At 54.7% G+C, this 16,749-nt stretch carries 18 protein-coding genes, 3 tRNA genes and 2 pseudogenes; 6 read left to right on the top strand and 17 right to left on the bottom strand.

Annotated elements, in window-relative coordinates; all coding sequences use genetic code 11:
- From LQK91_RS09740 to LQK91_RS09700, 9 genes are all read right to left on the bottom strand, one after another.
- Positions 1 to 255 (bottom strand): acyl carrier protein, encoded by a 255-nt coding sequence (locus tag LQK91_RS09740; protein ID WP_003849951.1) that lies wholly within the window; start codon positions 253 to 255, stop codon positions 1 to 3.
- A gap of 16 nt (positions 256 to 271) precedes the next feature.
- Entirely contained in the window at positions 272 to 529 is a 258-nt protein-coding gene (locus tag LQK91_RS09735) for a phosphopantetheine-binding protein (protein ID WP_003849953.1), read from the bottom strand.
- Between the two features lie 13 nt (positions 530 to 542).
- Positions 543 to 1,343 carry a lysophospholipid acyltransferase family protein gene (locus tag LQK91_RS09730; RefSeq protein ID WP_105099328.1) on the bottom strand — a complete coding sequence of 267 codons (801 nt, stop codon included), beginning with the start codon at positions 1,341 to 1,343 and terminating at the stop codon, positions 543 to 545.
- Positions 1,336 to 2,067: a beta-ketoacyl synthase chain length factor gene (locus LQK91_RS09725; protein WP_039660992.1), complete on the bottom strand. Its 732-nt coding sequence runs from the start codon at positions 2,065 to 2,067 to the stop codon at positions 1,336 to 1,338. Before LQK91_RS09725 ends, LQK91_RS09730 begins: the two co-directional genes overlap by 8 nt.
- Before the next feature lie 228 nt (positions 2,068 to 2,295).
- Positions 2,296 to 2,562, bottom strand: coding sequence for a hypothetical protein (locus LQK91_RS09720; protein ID WP_008925902.1), 267 nt, complete (start codon positions 2,560 to 2,562; stop codon positions 2,296 to 2,298).
- Between the two features lie 389 nt (positions 2,563 to 2,951).
- On the bottom strand, positions 2,952 to 4,334 hold the full coding sequence (locus LQK91_RS09715; protein WP_033743179.1) for an efflux transporter outer membrane subunit: 1,383 nt from the start codon (positions 4,332 to 4,334) through the stop codon (positions 2,952 to 2,954).
- Positions 4,334 to 5,428, bottom strand: a complete 1,095-nt coding sequence (locus LQK91_RS09710) for an HlyD family secretion protein (protein ID WP_003849960.1) — start codon at positions 5,426 to 5,428, stop codon at positions 4,334 to 4,336. The genes LQK91_RS09715 and LQK91_RS09710 overlap by 1 nt, the downstream gene beginning before the upstream one ends.
- Positions 5,425 to 7,110: an MFS transporter gene (locus LQK91_RS09705; RefSeq protein WP_008925900.1), complete on the bottom strand. Its 1,686-nt coding sequence runs from the start codon at positions 7,108 to 7,110 to the stop codon at positions 5,425 to 5,427. The genes LQK91_RS09710 and LQK91_RS09705 overlap by 4 nt, the downstream gene beginning before the upstream one ends.
- Positions 7,111 to 7,112: 2 nt before the next feature.
- The gene (locus LQK91_RS09700) at positions 7,113 to 7,544 is read right to left on the bottom strand and encodes a MarR family winged helix-turn-helix transcriptional regulator (protein WP_003849964.1); all 432 of its coding nucleotides are present in this window, start codon (positions 7,542 to 7,544) and stop codon (positions 7,113 to 7,115) included.
- Between the two features lie 145 nt (positions 7,545 to 7,689).
- Between LQK91_RS09700 and LQK91_RS09695 the strand changes: the two are divergent.
- From LQK91_RS09695 to LQK91_RS09685, 4 genes and pseudogenes are all read left to right on the top strand, one after another.
- Positions 7,690 to 8,372 (top strand): annotated as a pseudogene (locus tag LQK91_RS09695) (AraC family ligand binding domain-containing protein); the annotation flags it as partial.
- Positions 8,361 to 8,444 (top strand): annotated as a pseudogene (locus LQK91_RS22075) (DUF2000 domain-containing protein); the annotation flags it as partial. The pseudogenes LQK91_RS09695 and LQK91_RS22075, both read left to right, overlap by 12 nt.
- A 392-nt stretch (positions 8,445 to 8,836) precedes the next feature.
- Positions 8,837 to 9,097 carry a biofilm/acid-resistance regulator YmgB/AriR gene (locus tag LQK91_RS09690; RefSeq protein WP_003849968.1) on the top strand — a complete coding sequence of 87 codons (261 nt, stop codon included), beginning with the start codon at positions 8,837 to 8,839 and terminating at the stop codon, positions 9,095 to 9,097.
- A gap of 137 nt (positions 9,098 to 9,234) precedes the next feature.
- Positions 9,235 to 10,740, top strand: coding sequence for a SulP family inorganic anion transporter (locus LQK91_RS09685; protein WP_008925898.1), 1,506 nt, complete (start codon positions 9,235 to 9,237; stop codon positions 10,738 to 10,740).
- 35 nt (positions 10,741 to 10,775) lie between these two features.
- Here the strand turns inward: LQK91_RS09685 and LQK91_RS09680 are convergent, their stop codons facing one another.
- On the bottom strand, positions 10,776 to 10,976 hold the full coding sequence (locus LQK91_RS09680) for a DUF6404 family protein (RefSeq protein ID WP_003849972.1): 201 nt from the start codon (positions 10,974 to 10,976) through the stop codon (positions 10,776 to 10,778).
- 193 nt (positions 10,977 to 11,169) lie between these two features.
- Between LQK91_RS09680 and LQK91_RS09675 the strand changes: the two genes are divergently transcribed.
- Entirely contained in the window at positions 11,170 to 11,364 is a 195-nt protein-coding gene (locus tag LQK91_RS09675) for a hypothetical protein (protein ID WP_003849973.1), read from the top strand.
- 31 nt (positions 11,365 to 11,395) lie between these two features.
- Here the strand turns inward: LQK91_RS09675 and LQK91_RS09670 are convergent, their stop codons facing one another.
- The 7 genes from LQK91_RS09670 to uvrY form a co-directional block, all read right to left on the bottom strand.
- Positions 11,396 to 12,241, bottom strand: coding sequence for a substrate-binding domain-containing protein (locus tag LQK91_RS09670; protein ID WP_105099330.1), 846 nt, complete (start codon positions 12,239 to 12,241; stop codon positions 11,396 to 11,398).
- 301 nt (positions 12,242 to 12,542) lie between these two features.
- Positions 12,543 to 12,629: transfer RNA gene (locus LQK91_RS09665), tRNA-Leu, on the bottom strand.
- A gap of 10 nt (positions 12,630 to 12,639) precedes the next feature.
- Positions 12,640 to 12,713, bottom strand: a tRNA-Cys gene (locus LQK91_RS09660).
- 40 nt (positions 12,714 to 12,753) lie between these two features.
- Positions 12,754 to 12,829, bottom strand: a tRNA-Gly gene (locus LQK91_RS09655).
- A gap of 152 nt (positions 12,830 to 12,981) precedes the next feature.
- Positions 12,982 to 13,530 carry a CDP-diacylglycerol--glycerol-3-phosphate 3-phosphatidyltransferase gene (gene pgsA / locus LQK91_RS09650; RefSeq protein WP_008925896.1) on the bottom strand — a complete coding sequence of 183 codons (549 nt, stop codon included), beginning with the start codon at positions 13,528 to 13,530 and terminating at the stop codon, positions 12,982 to 12,984.
- A gap of 69 nt (positions 13,531 to 13,599) precedes the next feature.
- On the bottom strand, positions 13,600 to 15,432 hold the full coding sequence (gene uvrC, locus LQK91_RS09645; protein ID WP_039660976.1) for an excinuclease ABC subunit UvrC: 1,833 nt from the start codon (positions 15,430 to 15,432) through the stop codon (positions 13,600 to 13,602).
- Positions 15,425 to 16,084: a UvrY/SirA/GacA family response regulator transcription factor gene (gene uvrY / locus LQK91_RS09640; protein WP_039660975.1), complete on the bottom strand. Its 660-nt coding sequence runs from the start codon at positions 16,082 to 16,084 to the stop codon at positions 15,425 to 15,427. The genes uvrC and uvrY overlap by 8 nt, the downstream gene beginning before the upstream one ends.
- 431 nt (positions 16,085 to 16,515) lie before the next feature.
- On the opposite strand from uvrY, the gene LQK91_RS09635 reads away from it, so the two are divergent.
- Positions 16,516 to 16,740, top strand: coding sequence for a DUF2594 family protein (locus LQK91_RS09635; protein ID WP_003849983.1), 225 nt, complete (start codon positions 16,516 to 16,518; stop codon positions 16,738 to 16,740).
- Positions 16,741 to 16,749: the final 9 nt, after the last annotated feature.

Below are 16,749 nucleotides of genomic sequence, written 5' to 3'. Positions count from 1 at the left end.
TCAGGCGTCTTCGCGCATCAGTTGTTCCACCGCATCCACGACATCCTGCACAGTTCGGACCGCGCGGAAGGTTTCCGGTTTGATTTTACGGCCGGTACGTTTTTGCAGGTGCACGACCATATCGACAGCATCAATGCTGTCGAGCTCGAGATCTTCATACAGACGCGCCTCGGGGTGGATATCCTCGGGCGCAATTTCAAACAGGCTGGTGAGCAGCGAAGTCACTTCCTGATAAATCTCTTCTTTGTTCATCATAAGATTGTCTCCGCTTTCAGCCGCGCTGTTGGTTGACGAACGCGGCCAGCGTCGCGACAGAGAAGAAGTGGGCACGCAGGGTTTCACTTTCCGCAGAGAGCGTCACGCCGTAGCGATTTTTCACTGCCAGGCCAAGTTCCAGTGCATCAATTGAGTCCAGCCCCAGCCCGTCGCCAAACAGGGCAGCGTCAGTCTCAATATCATCGGGGCTGAGATCTTCAAGGTTCAGCGTGTCGATAATCATCTGTTTGATATCGTTAATTAATGAATCCATACCGGTTTTCGTCTTACCTGTTCTGGGGGACCAGCGCCTGCTCTAAGTGGCGGGTCAGGCGACGCGCGGCCAGTGGCTGCGCATCGGGATTGCTTTCACAAAACGACTGACTGTCGATTCGTGACTTTACTCGCACGGTAAACAGCGGTTTAACCGGCGGAATCTGATACCAGCGGCTCTGTTTATCAAGCATACGCTGGCTGCAGGTGATGTGAACCACGCGCAGATCGCATCCGGCGCGCACCGCAATATTGGCGGCTCCGCGCTGCAGAGTCTGCGGCTGACCGTAACGGGTACGGGTGCCTTCCGGAAAAATCAGGATATTGTCGCCGCGCGCCAGTCTCTGCTGACTGTCCGGCAGCAGCGTCTCCGCTTCACTGTTGATCAGATAATCGGCGGCGCGAATCACCCCACGTAAAAAGGGATTTTTTTGCAGATCGGCCTTTACCAGACAATCCATCTCTGGCAGTACCGACGCGATCATCACGTAGTCGATCAGTGACGGATGATTAGCGACAATCAGGCATCCGCGATCCTGTTGCAACAGCTCTGCGCCTTCAATGCGGTAGTCGTAAACGCCGGTCATCCGGCAGAAACGCAGAAAGCAGCGGAAGCTAAAGGCGATAGCGCGTCGGGCCAGCAGCCGGCGGCGCAGAGAATCGCGCTGGATCAGGAGTAGCAGGTTGAAGCCAATCAGTGACAGCAGCAGTCCGCCCAGCCCAAACAGCGTAAAATTGACGGCCGTCATCACCAGTCGCCAGCAGTAGTTAAGGCGGCTGCCTGAGTGCTGAGCAGGTTGTGAGCAATCAGCCATGACTTCTCTCCCAGTGCCATGTCAGGCGTTCGCCTGCCAGGCTGAAGGTGGGCGAAGCCGCCAGCCATTGCTGCAGAAAACGCAGGCTCTGCGGTAACAGCGTTTCTGCCCTCTTCTCTTCGCCTTTACAGCCAGTGCAATACAGTTGTTCGCCCGCACGCAGCAGCAGTGCCACCGCATAAGGAAAATTCACGCGCTGATCCGCCAGCCACGGCAGATAATAGTCCGGCACGATGCCGTCGAAGTCGACCAGCAGCACCTGCTGATAACCCGCCTGATGCAGAGCGCTGACTTCAATCAATCCCTGCTGAAAAGAGTCCATGCCTGCCGCAATGGAGGTCGAAACCAGCGGCGCTTTTGCCGCAATGGTCAGGCTGCCAACAGCCGAATTGTGAACTGACATGGCAAAGTCTGTAGGTGACATTGACTGTTGATCTGCAAGGGTATTAAGAATACGCAGATTACGCTCCAGTTCACCGTGACGGCTGGTAAACACGATAGCGTCTGCCTTCTGCCGTGCCAGAAGCGCCAGCCCACACTCTACCGCCGCACGGCTGCCGCCGCTCAGACGACGCGACGTCATCATCGGTAAGTATTGCGGCTTTGCCATCGCCGCTAAGGGGTCGATGGCCCTGCTCTGTTGCGCCCAGTCCTGCCAGGCTTCTGGCGCGCTTAAACCCGGAGCCATTGCCTGCCAGTCGACCAGTGAGTAAGCGAGTTTCATCTCAACACTCTTTTCATCATACGTGTGGAGTCGGCGTTCATTGGATCGTCACTCCTGCCTTCTGCAAAAAAAGTGCGTACCGGAAAACCTGCCGAACCCTAATCAGGTTCTCACGGTAGAGGTTTACTCAAGGATTCATCAATAGCAGCTCATCTGATTTGTCGGCCGGCTGCCGCAGAACTTTATGCTTAGCGAGTCTGTCGACCCATTATTGCAACAGCACGCCGATCACCGGGCGGCCAGGGCCGACAGCCGCAACTGAATATCCTGATCGAGATTGGCCATCCAGTCGTTGTCGTTATTGAGGATCACACCCTGTCCCGCTCTCAGGTTTTCACTGCCGACAGACTCAATGCGGTAATTCTGTCTGGTGTAAGTAATGCGGATGGTCGCCACAACATCACGCTGGGCCAGACGACCATTGATTACACCAGGCGAAACGGGTGTCATCAGCTGTTTCCGGCCAATACCCGCCTCAATGATCGCCAGTTTCATCTGATTATCACTGTCATGCTGAGTGAGGGCCTGATTAACGTTATGAATCGGCGGCGTGCATGCGCAGCCGGTTAATCATGCAGCGACCACAGCCAGCGCAAAAATTGTTTTTTTGATCATAACGAGTCCCTTCTTTGATCTTTTTTATCAGTGAGTTAAACGTAAAAATCATCCAACACCAGCTTAACATTACGTGCATTTTTCCGGCTGGCTGGTTCAAAACCCGCGCATGATACCATCGAATGTAAAGACAGGTAAGCAGAAGTATGTATAGGTTTTGGGTGGTTATTTGAGGGATTAACGCGAGGTAAAATGCGCAGTCGCGGCGTCTGCGCAGAGGCCGATCCCGGCCGCAGAAACTCTTACTGCGGCTGGATCGGCCCGGACAGTCATTGTGTGGAGGCGGGTGCCCAGCCACCGCCCAGTGCGCGATAGAGATCGATCTGCGCCAGCAACAGATTATTTTTAACGGCCACCCGATTCAGCTGAGTTGAAAACAGGGTTCGCTGCGCATCCAGTTCATCCAGATAGGAAGCGTAGCCATTTTGATAGCGGTTGCGGGCAATGCGCAGCGCCTCGGTTACGTAAGTTTCCTGCTTTTGCAGTTCCTGAAGCTGTGCCTCACGCTGTCGGATAGCGTCCAGGGCATCATTGACTTCCGAGAAGGCGTTGCGCACCACTTTTTCATAGCCGTACAGCGCCTGATTGCGCGTTGCCATTGAGACATCAACCTGTGCCGTCAGCGCTTCACGGTTCAGCAACGGTGCCAGAATGCTGCCGCCCACGCTCCAGAGCCGGAATGGATTGTCTGCGAGCTGGTGCAGCACCGAACTCTGCAGGGTGCCGGTGGCAGTGAGGTTCAGCCCTGGCAGCAGCTTAGCGCGCGATGAGGCAAGGCTGGCATCTGCGGCCAGTAACTGACGCTGCGCCTGCACAATATCCGGGCGGCGATTAAGCAGTTCGGACGGCAGCAGCGACGGCATCTGCTGCGGTAGAATCTGGTCAAACTGCTGACGACGGGCAATGCTACGCGGGTTCATGCCCACCAGGATGCTCAGCGCATTCTCCTGCTGCGCGATCTGATGCTGCAGCTGCGGTATCTGTGCTTTCGCCGACTGATATTCAGAAGCGGCCTGCATCCACTCCAGCCTTGAGGTGTAGCCGCTCTCAAACTGACGCTGGGCCAGCTTCAGTGAATTGTTGCGGGTCGCCAGCGTCGCCTCGGTGACCCGCAGCTGTTCATCCAGCGCGCACAGGTTGAGATAACCCGATGCCACTGAGCTGGCAATGGTCAGCTCTGCAGCAGACGCGGCGGCCTGCTGCGCCGCTAAGCTTGCCTGCGACGCCGAGACGCTATTGCTACGCGCTCCCCAGAGATCAACCTCGTAATTTGCCTGTAACAACCCCTGAAAAACATCGGTTTCATAGGGCTGGCCCGTCACTGACGAGAGCGTTCGCTCACGGGTCGCCGCTACGCCGGCGCTGAGGGTCGGAAATTCATCACCCTGCGTGGCGCGCAGCTGGGCGCGATACTGATCCACTCTGGAACGCGCGGTGAGAATATCAGGATTGTTGCGCAGCGCCTGTGTGACCAGCCGGTTGAGATACGCATCATGAAACGCGCGCCACCACTCCGCTTCCGGCGCAGCAGCAGGCCCGACACTGTTGCGCCAGGCGGCGGGGATCGGCAGAGAGGACGGTGCCTTTTCAACCTGCGTGGCGCAGCCGGTCAGCGCCAGCATCAGCGCACTTACCAGTAAGCCGCGACGCATCATTGTGCGCCCTCATCGGCGGCCTGGGCTGCGGTATCGATATCGACTTCAACCGACATGCCCGGGCGCAGCTGCTGCATATCCTGCTCGTTGATACGGATCCGAACCGGAATACGCTGCGCAATTTTAACGAAGTTACCCGTGGCATTGTCAGGTGAAATAGCGCTGAACTCTGAGCCGGCTGCCGGCGAGATAAATTCCACCTGCCCGTTAAAGCGTTTGCCATCCAGTGCATCGACCCGAATCGTCACCGGCAGGCCAGGCCGGATATGGGCCAGTTGAGTCTCTTTCAGGTTCGCGATGATCCATTTGTGATTGGGCACTACCGAGGTCAGGCGCGTACCGGCCGTGACATAGGCGCCGGTTCGCACTGACAGCTGACCGAGCTGACCATCATCAGGCGCGGTAATCCGGGTATTCGCCAGATCGATCTCCGCCAGCTCCAGCGCGGCGCGGGCGCTCTCGACATCCCCCTCCAGCGCGTCGCGATTAACGATAACGGTTTGCAGGTTCTGCTGCGCGACGGCGATCTGCGCGGCAGCCTGGCGGACCTGGGCCTGGGCCTGAGCGTTTGCTGCGCGGGCGGCGTCGCGCTCACGTACCGACAGCGATCCATCCGCCGCAAGATTCTCAACGCGTTTGAGATCAAAGCCGCTTTTCAGTGCCTGCGCTTTCGCGTTTTCCAGCGCCGCTTTATTGCTCTGGATGGTCGCTTCTGCGCTGCGCCGCTGCTGCAGATTGTTTTTCAGAGCCGCCTGCTTCATCGCCAGTTGCGCCTGCGCCTGATGCACCCGCTGACGATAGATACGATCATCAATCGTCATCAGCAACTGCCCTTTCTTCACCGGCTGCAGATCGATGACCTTTACCGAGGTGAGATAGCCATTCACCTGCGGACTGATAAAGGTCACCTGACCGCGCACATAGGCATTCTCGGTGCTTTGTATTGCGCTGGTAAAAGGCCAAAGCTGCCAGGCATACAGGATAACCAGTACGCCAATCACTACAATACCGCTGCCAGCGGCTATCGAAAGAATACGTCGACGGTTTGCACGTTCGCGTTCTGCCGCCTGAAGCTCATCCTGCTGACTCATTGTTTCTCCGTTGATTCCTGTAACGCAGCCAGCTGTTGCTGCTCACGCAGATTAAATTGTGCCTGACGCCAGTCAAGATAACGACGCCGGGTTAAACGCCAGATGACCCACATCAGAGTCACCAGAGCCAGCGCAGCGGTTAACAGATAGGTATCGTTGTAGGCGAGCACATTAGCCTGTAGCGTGGCGACCGTCTGTAACTGGGTGGTGCTCTGCGCACCGCGCAGAACGTCGTCACCCACCAGTGAATTAAATAGCGCGTTGTACTGGCTTAGCCGTTCGGTAACGTTAGGATCGAGCAGTGAGAGTTGATCGCCCAGCAGGCTGGAGTGATATTTTTCCCGCCAGACCTGAAAAGTGCCAAGGATCGCTGAGCCGATCAGTCCACCCAGGTTCTGACTCATGCCAAACAGCACCACAAAGCTCACCAGGTTTTTTGGCTGGGTCACCACGCTACCAATGCCCATCAGCATCGCCGGTGCCATGAAAAAGGCGCTGCTGAAGCCCAGCAAAAACTGGCTGAGATACATTTCGGGGCCACGGGTCAGCGGACTGGATTGCGCATCCATCAGCGAGGCGATAATCATCACCACCAGCGAGGCGACAATCGGCCAGTTGAGATGATTGGGTTTGATGGTGAGTGCGCTGGCGGCGATGCCCACGATAACCCCGGCCATGATCGCCAGTGCCAGACCGCGCATTTGATCGTTCTGCAAACCCATCTGCTGCAAAAAGCCGATCGCGCCGGTGTTCTGTTCCGCCAGTACGATACGGATCATGACCATGACAATGCCAAGCCGCACCATCATGCCGCTGCTCAGCCAGCGGGTGTTAATCAGGGGGTTACGCCGGTTATGCTCAATAACAATCGCCGCGACAATCAGCGTCAGGGCAATTGCAGTACAGATTCCCAACCACGGCGTGGTGAACCACCATTCAATGCGACCCAGCGTCAGCACGCCGCACAGCAGCGCCATGCCAGGCGCCAGCAGAACGAAGGTCAGGAAATCCATCTTTTCAAAGGTTTTAATGCGATCGCCTGGTGGCAGTTTCACCAGCAGCACCCCACCCAGCGCGATCAGTGCCAGACCGAGTTCAAACAGATAAAGGCCACGCCACTCGTTGAGCTGCAGTAATTCTGACGAAAATAAGCGGGCCAGCGGAATAGCCAGCTGAGAGACCGTCAGGCCAATCACCAGCGCTTTCAGGCGATGTTTTGCGGGCCAGGCCTGAACCTGATAGTAGATGCCCAGTGAGCTGAGCGCCGCCGCCACCATGCCATGGGCGGTGCGCACAATGATCGCCGAGCTCAGGTCGTTAGCGAATAAATGAAAGAATGCGACCAGTACATAAAGCACCAGAAAGGCTTCAGTAAAGACACGCAGGCCAAACTGCTGTCGGAATTTTACCAGCAGCAGATTTATAGAGATGTTGCCCATCACGTAGACCGCAGGTAACCACGCAATCTCATTCGACCAGGCTCCAAAGGTGCCCTGCAGATTAACCAGGTTCGCGGTGACCAGTGCGTTGCTTAACGCGCCGGTCAGCGAAATCAGTAAGCCGATCAGGCCAAATGCCAGACGCTTTGGCATGGGATGCAGCGGCGTCGAGGGCGAACCCGGCAACATCGGTTTTTCGTGCGGTAACCACTCGCGTGCTGCGTAGGGATTTCGCTTTGCCACTGCTACATGCTTCCCATTCGGCTCAGCAGTTGTTGCAGGACGCGCTCGGTGACGGCCAGATCCCCGGGATCAATATCAGCCAGCATTTCAGTACGGAGAGCATCAGCCTCGGTTTTCACTTTGGCGAAGGCTTCATTGCCTTTATCGGTCAGCACCAGGTGACGTTTACGGCGATCTTCTGGCGGTTGTACCCGCGTCAGCAGCGACTGTTTCACCAGCCGATCCACCAGCGGCACCATACTGGCATCTTCCAGCCCCAGCAGTTGCGCCAGTTCGGTCTGCGTCATGCGCTGCGGCTCACTGGCAATCAGCCCGATGGCCATCCAGCTGCTCATGCTTAAGCCGCTATCTTTAAGGTGACGATCAACCGCCAGGCGCCAGGCATGGGCGGTCAGATGCAGTAAGTGGGTAAAGGTACGCGTATGCTCAGACAAATGTTAGCAGCCTAATAGTAAGATATCTAATTGAGTGGAGGCGTTATTATACGCAAAGCGAAACGCGATTGAAAAGCGTCCGGTCTGTTAAAAATTAGTGGATCGCGTCAGAATGTCCAGAGGCCGCAATCAGGAGCCGGATAACATGAATCAGGCATCAGCAAACTGGATCGATTTGCGCCGTGACGCCGTTAGCGGTATTGAGGCATTGCGCGCCCATTTCACTGGCCACGCCTGGGATCCCCACTGGCACGACAGCTATCTTATTGGCGTGACCGAGCAAGGTGTACAGCAGTTTCATTCGCGGCGCAAACAGCATCAAAGCCGTCCCGGCACGGTTTTTATGCTGGAGCCTGAGGAGTTGCATGATGGCGATGCTATCAACCACAGCGGCTTCACCTATCGTATGCTCTATCTTTCACCGCAACAGATTGCGCAGCAGCTTACGCCTAATCAGGCTGATGACCCCTTGCCGCGTGAACTCCGCTTTGCAACCACACTGCGCGACGACCGCCCATTGGCTTATGCTGTCTGGCACGCGTTTGATGCACTGTGGTACAACCATCCCGCGATCATCAAAGAGGCGGCGATGGATCGGATGTTCAGTCAGCTCACCTCGCACCGGCAATGGTCACTGCCCGCTCAGCCCGTCGATAAAGATGCCAGGCTGGCTTTGCAGGCGCGTGACTGGCTGATTGCCCATGATGCGGAAATCCCGGCCTGCTGCAGATGGCGCAGCAGCTGCAGGTGGATCGCTTCCGGTTATCACGCCTGTTCCAGACTCACTGGGGTTTGCCGCCTCACGCCTGGCTGGTGCAATGGCGGCTGCTGGGCATTGCCATCGTCGGCGATAAAAAAAACCTGCGTAAGCTGAAGGCTAAACTGGTGTTGTTCAGCTAATTTGTTCCCGGGAAGCTGGCCACGGCTTCCCGGCTTTTTCCACCCGGTTCGCCAATCCCGCCATCTGTATAGGTTATTTGTACAACTTTTGTGTCGGAATAATCCTTATAACTCCTTGATAAGTTGTGAATGGCACATTTTGCTAAAGAATTCGATTTTACAGATAGTTATTCATTGTATAAGTTTACTGTCACGAGTTGTATGCGACTCTGTAACGAATGATGCATTTGCGTCGCCTCTGAAGGTGTCAGTGGATTTCCACCTTCAGAGGTTAATTTTTGTTTGCTCAATTTGTGGCACTGGTACCATCGCATCTGTCCATGCGGTGGTTTTTTTGATCGCTTTTGTCCTGACATCCGAACCGGAATCGGGCTGTTCTGAAGGGCTTACACATGCAATATATTATTCCCCGGACCAATCAGGAAATCGCTGATTATTTTAACCCTGCGGCCAACAAGCCAGCCAGCGAGATGGAAATGCTGGGTATCCTGATTGCAGAAATTTTGCAGTCAGGCATGCCAGTGAATAATAAAGCCATTATTTCCAAACTCATTCATCGGCTTGAACTGGAAAGTGACAGGGAAATGCTGGATAGCTACCGCCAGCTGCTCGACCTCGTGGTCCACAAGACCCCGGATGATTTTTCGCTGTAAGACTGACTCCATGGAGGGAGTTCCCCCCTTTTTCTGGCATCTTTGCCCGTCGCCCGGTACTATCTGCCCCTCACCATGAGCCTGATCTTCCCGCCCCTCGCGCGGGAGCAAAACAACTAAAGAGCCTGCAGACCTTTATGACTCAAACCAATGATGTTGCCGCAACCGACGTTGTGGCGGGCGATATCAGTGTGGGGCGCGTTCTGCGTTCGCCTGCGCTGCTGACCCGCGAATGCCTTGCCGGAGTAATTACCGCGCTGGCATTAATCCCTGAAGTGATCTCCTTTTCCGTTATTGCCGGTGTAGACCCTAAAGTCAGTCTCATCGCCTCGGTCGTGCTCTGCCTGACCCTGTCGATACTCGGCGGACGCCCGGCGATGGTTACGGCGGCTGCCGGTTCTGTCGCACTGGTAATCGGACCGATGGTTCATCTGCACGGTGTTGAATATATTCTGCCCGCGGTAGTCATGGGCGGCGTGATTCAGATTCTGTTTGGCGTGGCCGGTCTGGCACGCATGATGCGCTACATCCCCCGCTCGGTGATGCTGGGATTTGTGAATGCGCTGGGCGTGCTGATTTTCTTTGCTCAGGTGCCGCACGTCTGGGGCCAGTCATCTCTGGTGTGGATTTTCTTTGTCGCGACCCTGGCAATCGTGCTGTTGTTACCGCGTCTGTTAAAGAGTGTTCCTTCTCCGCTGGTTGCCATTGTAGTGGTGACGGGCGTCGCGCTATTAATGGGCTATCGCATGCCGAACGTGGGCGATGAAGGACCGATGAGTCCTGGCCTGCCCGGTTTTAACAGCCTGCTGGTACCGCTTAACCTGCAGACTCTGCAGATTATCTGGCCCACCGCACTGAGTATCGCCTTTGTCGGGCTGATGGAGTCGCTGCTGACCGCCAAACTGGTCGATGACCTGACCGATACCCCGTCCAGTAAGCGCCGCGAATCCTGGGGTCTGGGTGTGGCAAATATCCTTGCGGGATTTTATGGCGGTATCGCCGGATGCGCGATGATAGGTCAGACTATCGTCAACGTTGAGCTGGGCCGTGCGCGCAGCCGCGTTTCAACCGTGGCCGCGGGTCTGGTGCTGCTGCTGCTGGTGACCGGACTGAGCCGGATAATGGCGCAAATTCCGATGGTAGTATTGGCCGGTATCATGATGGTGGTGGCAGTGAAAACCGTTAACTGGCATAGCCTGCAGCCCAATACACTGAAACGTATGCCGTGGTCAGAGACGCTGATTATGGTGCTGACAGTGGCGGTAACGGTCTGGACAGGAAATCTGGCACTGGGCGTGCTCGCTGGAGTAATCCTGGCGATGCTGCTGTTTGCCCGCCGTATTGCACATGTCATTCATGCTGAACGTCAGCTGAGTGAAGATGGTGAGTCAGTACGCTATGAGGTACGTGGTCCGCTGTTCTTTGCCAGCAGCAACGATCTGTTTGAGCATTTTGATTATGCGCATGACCCGAAAAAAGTGACGATTGACTTAACGCACGCGCAGATCTGGGATGCATCCAGCGTCGCAGCGCTGGATGGTATTGAATATCGCTATCAGCGTTATGGTGCAGACGTGACGATTGAAGGGCTGGATCCGCGCAGCACTGATTTCCATCAGCGCCTTACCGGTAATTTCGGATAAATAGCTCCGTTCTGCTGCCTCTCCGGCAGCAGACTTTACTCTGCCTGTTGCCGCCGCGCCCGATAGCGGCCAACCATAGTAATCAGCGCCTGATAGATTAAACCAGCATAAAGACTTGTCAGAATCGCCAGGCCTGGCTCTTTACCCTGCTGATGCCATGACATAAACCACATGAATACGCCCCACAGTACAGAGAACACCAGCCATCCGCGGACGAACTTCATAATGCCATTCATAACGACTCCTCTTAAATAATGAACCACCTTAACCTGCTCCGGCCCAAAAAGCATCGCCCGTTTATTCGGGTTGAGAGACGTCTCATATAATCGCCACAAATTCTCTCTCTGGCTCGGACATGTTACCTCGTCCAGGTAATTTTACGGCGATTCTCTATACTCTACGTTCCGCTTACCTGATCAGGGAATTACGATGAAACGTATTGCTTACCTGTTATCGATGCTGGCTATACTTGCGACACTCACTGCCTGTGCACCACCACCGCCGGGCAGAGATGCACCACCGCCACCACCGCCAGGCAAAGAGGCCCCACCACCCCCTCCGGGCGGGCAGCAGCCGGTTGGCGCACCAGGCGGTGTTGGCCCGGCAGGACAACCGCAGGGATAGTCTGTTTCAGCCAGTCTGCGTTGCAGGCTGGCTAATGCCGAAAGGCGCAGCCGCAGGCTGACATTTCTCCTGGCGCAATTTTGCCAAAATGGGAGTGGCGCCGCGCTAATTGCCCCTGCACTTGACTGCTGACTGCGTGCTGCCCCAACCAGCGATCTAACGCGTTGCCCATAATTTGCCTGATATCAGGTGACCAGCTGGTAAGATGCCAGGTAGAGCTTCGGGCTTCCTCACTGTCTCCAAATCCCGCCACCGCAATGTGGGCACCCTGACCAAAATCGCGGATTGCCTGTATGGCACCAAAGGCCATCAGATCGCTTTCACAGAAGAGTGCCTGAATACGATCGGCGGCACGGGTCTTTTTCAAATAATCCATCATCGCCTGATACGCGCCGCCACGGTCATCTGCCTCTGAAGTCAGCACAGCATTCAGCACCCTGCCCGCCGCCTGTAGTGCCGTGCTATAGCCCTGCTTTTGCGCACTTTCAACAGGCTGGCTTTGCATAAAGCCAAACCGCTGATGCCCTTCCGCGAGCAGTAATTCCGATGTTACTTCCCCTGCCCGCCGCGCATCCGCTTGCAGTTCAGGCTCCGCGTCAATCTCAAGCACCGGTAAATTGCAGGTATCTGTAATGCGGTTGCCGGGTAGCAGTATCAACCCCCGCGTCGCAAGCGGTTTCGCCTGCCGGATGAGTGCTGTCAGAGCTTCTTCGCTATCGGCACTCAACAGCACGGTGATAGCACCGCGAACATTAAGTTGCTGCGTTACCTCGTCCAGCATTTTCTGTTGATACGGATTGAGCAACTGGCTGGCGACAATACCAATAACCGGCGGTAAAGCCGAAAGGGCTGAGTCATGTTTGAAAGGTCTGGTCATTGACGTTAACGTCTCTGCAACGGCAAATAATACCCACCACTTTACGATAAACTAACCTGTTTCAACAGGTTATGAAATTCGACTCAGGCCGCAAAAATGAATGAAATCAGATGTAATCAGGTTTGAATTGGCGTAGCAGTGACACCGATAATGAACGGTTATTCAGCACTGAGACGTGATGCCAGTTGAAAAGCATAAGGATGTGAGGTGCCAGCCATGCCAGATTCCGGGCACAAAAAAACCGCCTCTAAGGGGCGGCTTGACGACACTGCTTATCATTAATTTTATTGGTAAAGCGATATGGTGCCCGGGGCGGGACTTGAACCCGCACAGCCTTACAGCCGAGGGATTTTAAATCCCTTGTGTCTACCGATTTCACCACCCGGGCTGGGTGTAACTGGAGGCGCGTCCCGGAGTCGAACCGAGGTACACGGATTTGCAATCCGCTGCATAGCCACTCTGCCAACGCGCCTTAAACTATGATGCCGCCAGGCTAACCTGACATGCGAATCTGGAGCGGGAAACGAGACTCGAACTCGCGACCCCGACCTTGGCAAGGTCGTGCTCTACCAACTGAGCTATTCCCGCAATTTTCAGCAATCTTATCGAACCTGCTGATTTTGTTTATCTTCTGGCAGCCTGGCTGCCGTTCGATGCGATGCATTCTACTTAGATGACGCAATGAGTCAATAAAATTATCCTCACAGACCATCCGTTTGCTGCTTTTTAAATCGTATCGATCACGGTTCGAGCAAATCACCGCGCGCCGCGCTTAAATACTGGAACATCGACCAGAAAGTCAGCACTGCAGCAATGTATAACGCCACCACGCCAATCGCTACAACGGTGGCATCTGGGCGCCACAGCAGTGCGAAGAGAGACAACATTTGCGCAGTCGTTTTGACTTTACCAATCCAGGAGACAGAAACACTACTGCGCTTGCCAATCTCCGCCATCCATTCACGCAGCGCAGAGATAATGATCTCGCGGGCAATCATGGTTGCCGCTGGCAGAGTAATCCACCATGCGTGAAAATGTTCTGCCACCAGCACCAGCGCTATCGCGACCAGCACTTTATCAGCAACCGGATCGAGGAATGCGCCAAAGCGCGTCGTCTGCTTCCAGCGGCGCGCCAGAAAGCCATCAAACCAGTCGGTAACAGCAGCAAAAATAAAGATCAGTGCAGTAGCCAGCGGCGCCCAAATGAACGGCAGATAGAAAGCCAGCACAAAGAACGGGATGAGCACAACTCGAAACAGGGTGAGACACGTCGGGATGTTTAATTGCATATGCCGGTAACTGTCTGGATATAGGTAGAATTTAACCTATGTTCCTACATTGCCCCCCCCGTTTCAATGTTAGTGTTTCAAGGAATAGTATATTTTTTCTGCCAGCGCATGCGAGATGCCTGGTACATTTGCGATCTCCTCCACCGAGGCATTCATTAACGGTTGCAGGCCTCCCATGTACTTAAGCAGTTGCTGACGTCGTTTCGGCCCGACGCCTTCGATGCTTTCCAGTGCACTGGTGTTCTTCACTTTGGCCCGTTTTTTTCGGTGACCTGAAATTGCATGATTGTGAGCGTCATCACGAATGTGTTGAATCACATGCAGTGCAGGTGCATCAGGTGGCATCGAAACGCCCTCCCCTTCAGCCTCAAAGAACAGCGTTTCCAGACCGGCTTTACGGTCGCTGCCTTTAGCAACGCCGAGTAAAATGGGCTGGTTTTTATCCCAGGGCACATCCAGCTCGGCAAAGACCTGTATCGCCTGTGACAGCTGACCTTTACCGCCATCAATCAAAATCACGTCGGGGATCTTATCTTCTTCAATCGCTTTGCCATACCGGCGTCGCAACACCTGGTTCATGGCGGCGTAGTCATCTCCCGGCGTAATGCCGGTAATGTTGTAGCGACGATAGTCGGCACGCAGCGGACCATTCTGGTCAAACACCACGCAGGAGGCGATGGTCTGCTCACCCATGGTGTGACTGATATCAAAACACTCCATGCGTGTGATCTTGTCGAGCTCAAGAAACTCTGCCAGCGCATTCAGCCGCTGGTGGATGGTAGAGTGCTGAGACAGACGCGTGGTTAACGCTGTCGCGGCGTTGGTGCGCGCCAGCTTGAGATAGCGGGCGCGATCGCCGCGTGGCTTGCTTTGAATGTTAACCCGACGTCCCGCCAGTTCACTTAGGGACTCTGCCAGCAACTCGCGCTCTGGCAAGGTAAAGTCCAGCAGGATGTCGCCAGGCAGCGTACGTGCTTCACTGCCCTGCAGGTAGAACTGCCCGACGAAGGTCTGCACGACTTCGGCCAAATCAGTGTCCACAGGCACCTTCGGGAAGTAGCTGCGGCTGCCCAGCACTTTGCCCTGACGAATGAACAGCACGTGAAGACAGGCCATGCCCGCCTCATAAGCCACACCCATCACATCCAGGTCATCGCCCTGATTGGAGACAAACTGTTTTTCGGTGATGCGCCGCACGGCCTGAATCTGATCGCGCAGCCGGGCCGCTTCTTCGAAACGCAGGCCAATGCTCGCCTCTTCCATACGTTTAACCAGCTGGTTAAGCACCTGATCATCTTTACCGGCCAGGAACAGGCGCACATAGTCGGTCTGCTGCGCATACTCTTCCTCACTGACCAGCCCGGCAACACAGGGGCCGAGACAGCGACCAATCTGATATTGCAGACAGGGCCGGGAGCGATTGCGGTAGACGCTATTTTCGCACTGGCGAATGGGGAAAACTTTTTGCAACAGTCCCAGCGTTTCACGCACCGCATAGCCGTTCGGGAACGGGCCAAAATATTCGCCTTTGGCATGCTTTGCCCCACGGTGCATCGCCAGTCGCGGATGAGTATCGCTGCTGAGAAAGATGTAGGGATACGATTTATCGTCGCGCAGCAGAACGTTATAGCGCGGCTGGTAGAGCTTGATGTAGTTGTGTTCAAGCAGCAGCGCTTCGGTTTCGGTGTGGGTGACGGTGACATCGATGTGCTGGATATTGCTGACCAGCGCTTCGGTTTTTCGGCTGCCGACCTGAACGCGGAAGTAACTGGTCAGACGCTTCTTCAGGTCTTTGGCTTTGCCTACATAGATGACGGTGCCTGAGGCGTCATACATGCGGTAAACACCGGGCTTGCTGGTTACCGTACTCAAAAAGGCTTTGGAATCAAAAACGTCATTCACTACTGATTAACGGCTCCGCATTATAGAGGCCATGTCGAATGGCCAGATGCGTTAACTCTACATCGCCACTGATATTCAGCTTACTGAACATCCGATAGCGGTAACTGTTAACGGTTTTAGGACTGAGATTTAACTGCTCTGAAATTTCCGTCACCTTTTGTCCCCGGGTGATCATCAGCATAATCTGCAATTCCCTTTCCGACAAACAGCTAAAGGGGGATTCCGCTTTTTGCGGCTCAATCTGACTCAGGGCCATCTGCTGAGCGATGTCTGATGCGATATATCGCTGTCCGGCATTCACCGAGCGAATTGCATTGACCACTTCCTGGGGTGCTGCCCCTTTACTGAGGTAGCCTGCTGCCCCCGCCTGCATAACTTTAGCAGGCAGCGGACTTTCCGTATGAATAGTCAGCATAATGATTTTGATATCGGGATTGTAACGCACGATTTTGCGCGTCGCCTCCAGTCCGCCGATGCCAGGCATGTTCATGTCCATCAGGATCACATCAACCTGGTTAGCACGGCACCACTTAGCCGCATCCTCACCACAGTTGGCCTCTCCGACCACGGCCAGACCTTTAACATCCTCCAGGATGCGACGGATACCGGTACGGACAAGTTCATGGTCATCAACAAGAAGCACACTGATCAACGGGGAAACTCCAGAGGCTGAAAAAGAGGAAGCGACTAACGATTTCAAGCGATAATCATACCCGCTTTTACCTCAAAAGCACATCAACAAAGTAAAACAGTCCTGGCTTAGCCTGTTCACTTTTAGCCTGGCCCAGCCTGAGTTCTCAGACATTTACTGAAACAGAAAGCACCGTCAAACAATCCTTAAAGTCTCACTATTTCATGACATTAACAACTGGTACTACGGTTACCCGGCGCTGCAGTGACAGGTAATATCAGGTGGAAGGCTCTCGTTGATTACTTTCTGCGATTGATTAGTTGCACTGGACAAACCTGCTGTTTCAGACGAAACGAACCGGCTGCATCAGCAACATACTGACGCTGTGATATACTCACGCACTGCTGTTCGGACAGATTGCCGACACGTTGTCATTCACCAAGGAGATACACATGAGCGATGAAGATTTTGCAACTTCGCAGGAAGCCCGGAAATTAGCGGATGAAATCGCGGGGCTGAAGATGATGATCACCCTGATCCTGAAAGGTATGGGTCAGGCTGATGCTGGAAAAGTGATTATCAACATGGAACGCTATGTACAGACGCTGGGTGACAAGCCTCAGGCGGAAGTGTTCAGCAACACCATTAAGCAGATTAAAACTGCCTACCGTCAGTAATTCTTTTGC

This window comes from Pantoea sp. MHSD4 (assembly GCF_021043305.1).
Lineage (GTDB): Bacteria > Pseudomonadota > Gammaproteobacteria > Enterobacterales > Enterobacteriaceae > Pantoea > Pantoea eucalypti.
This window is presented reverse-complemented; position numbering and strand designations above follow the sequence as displayed.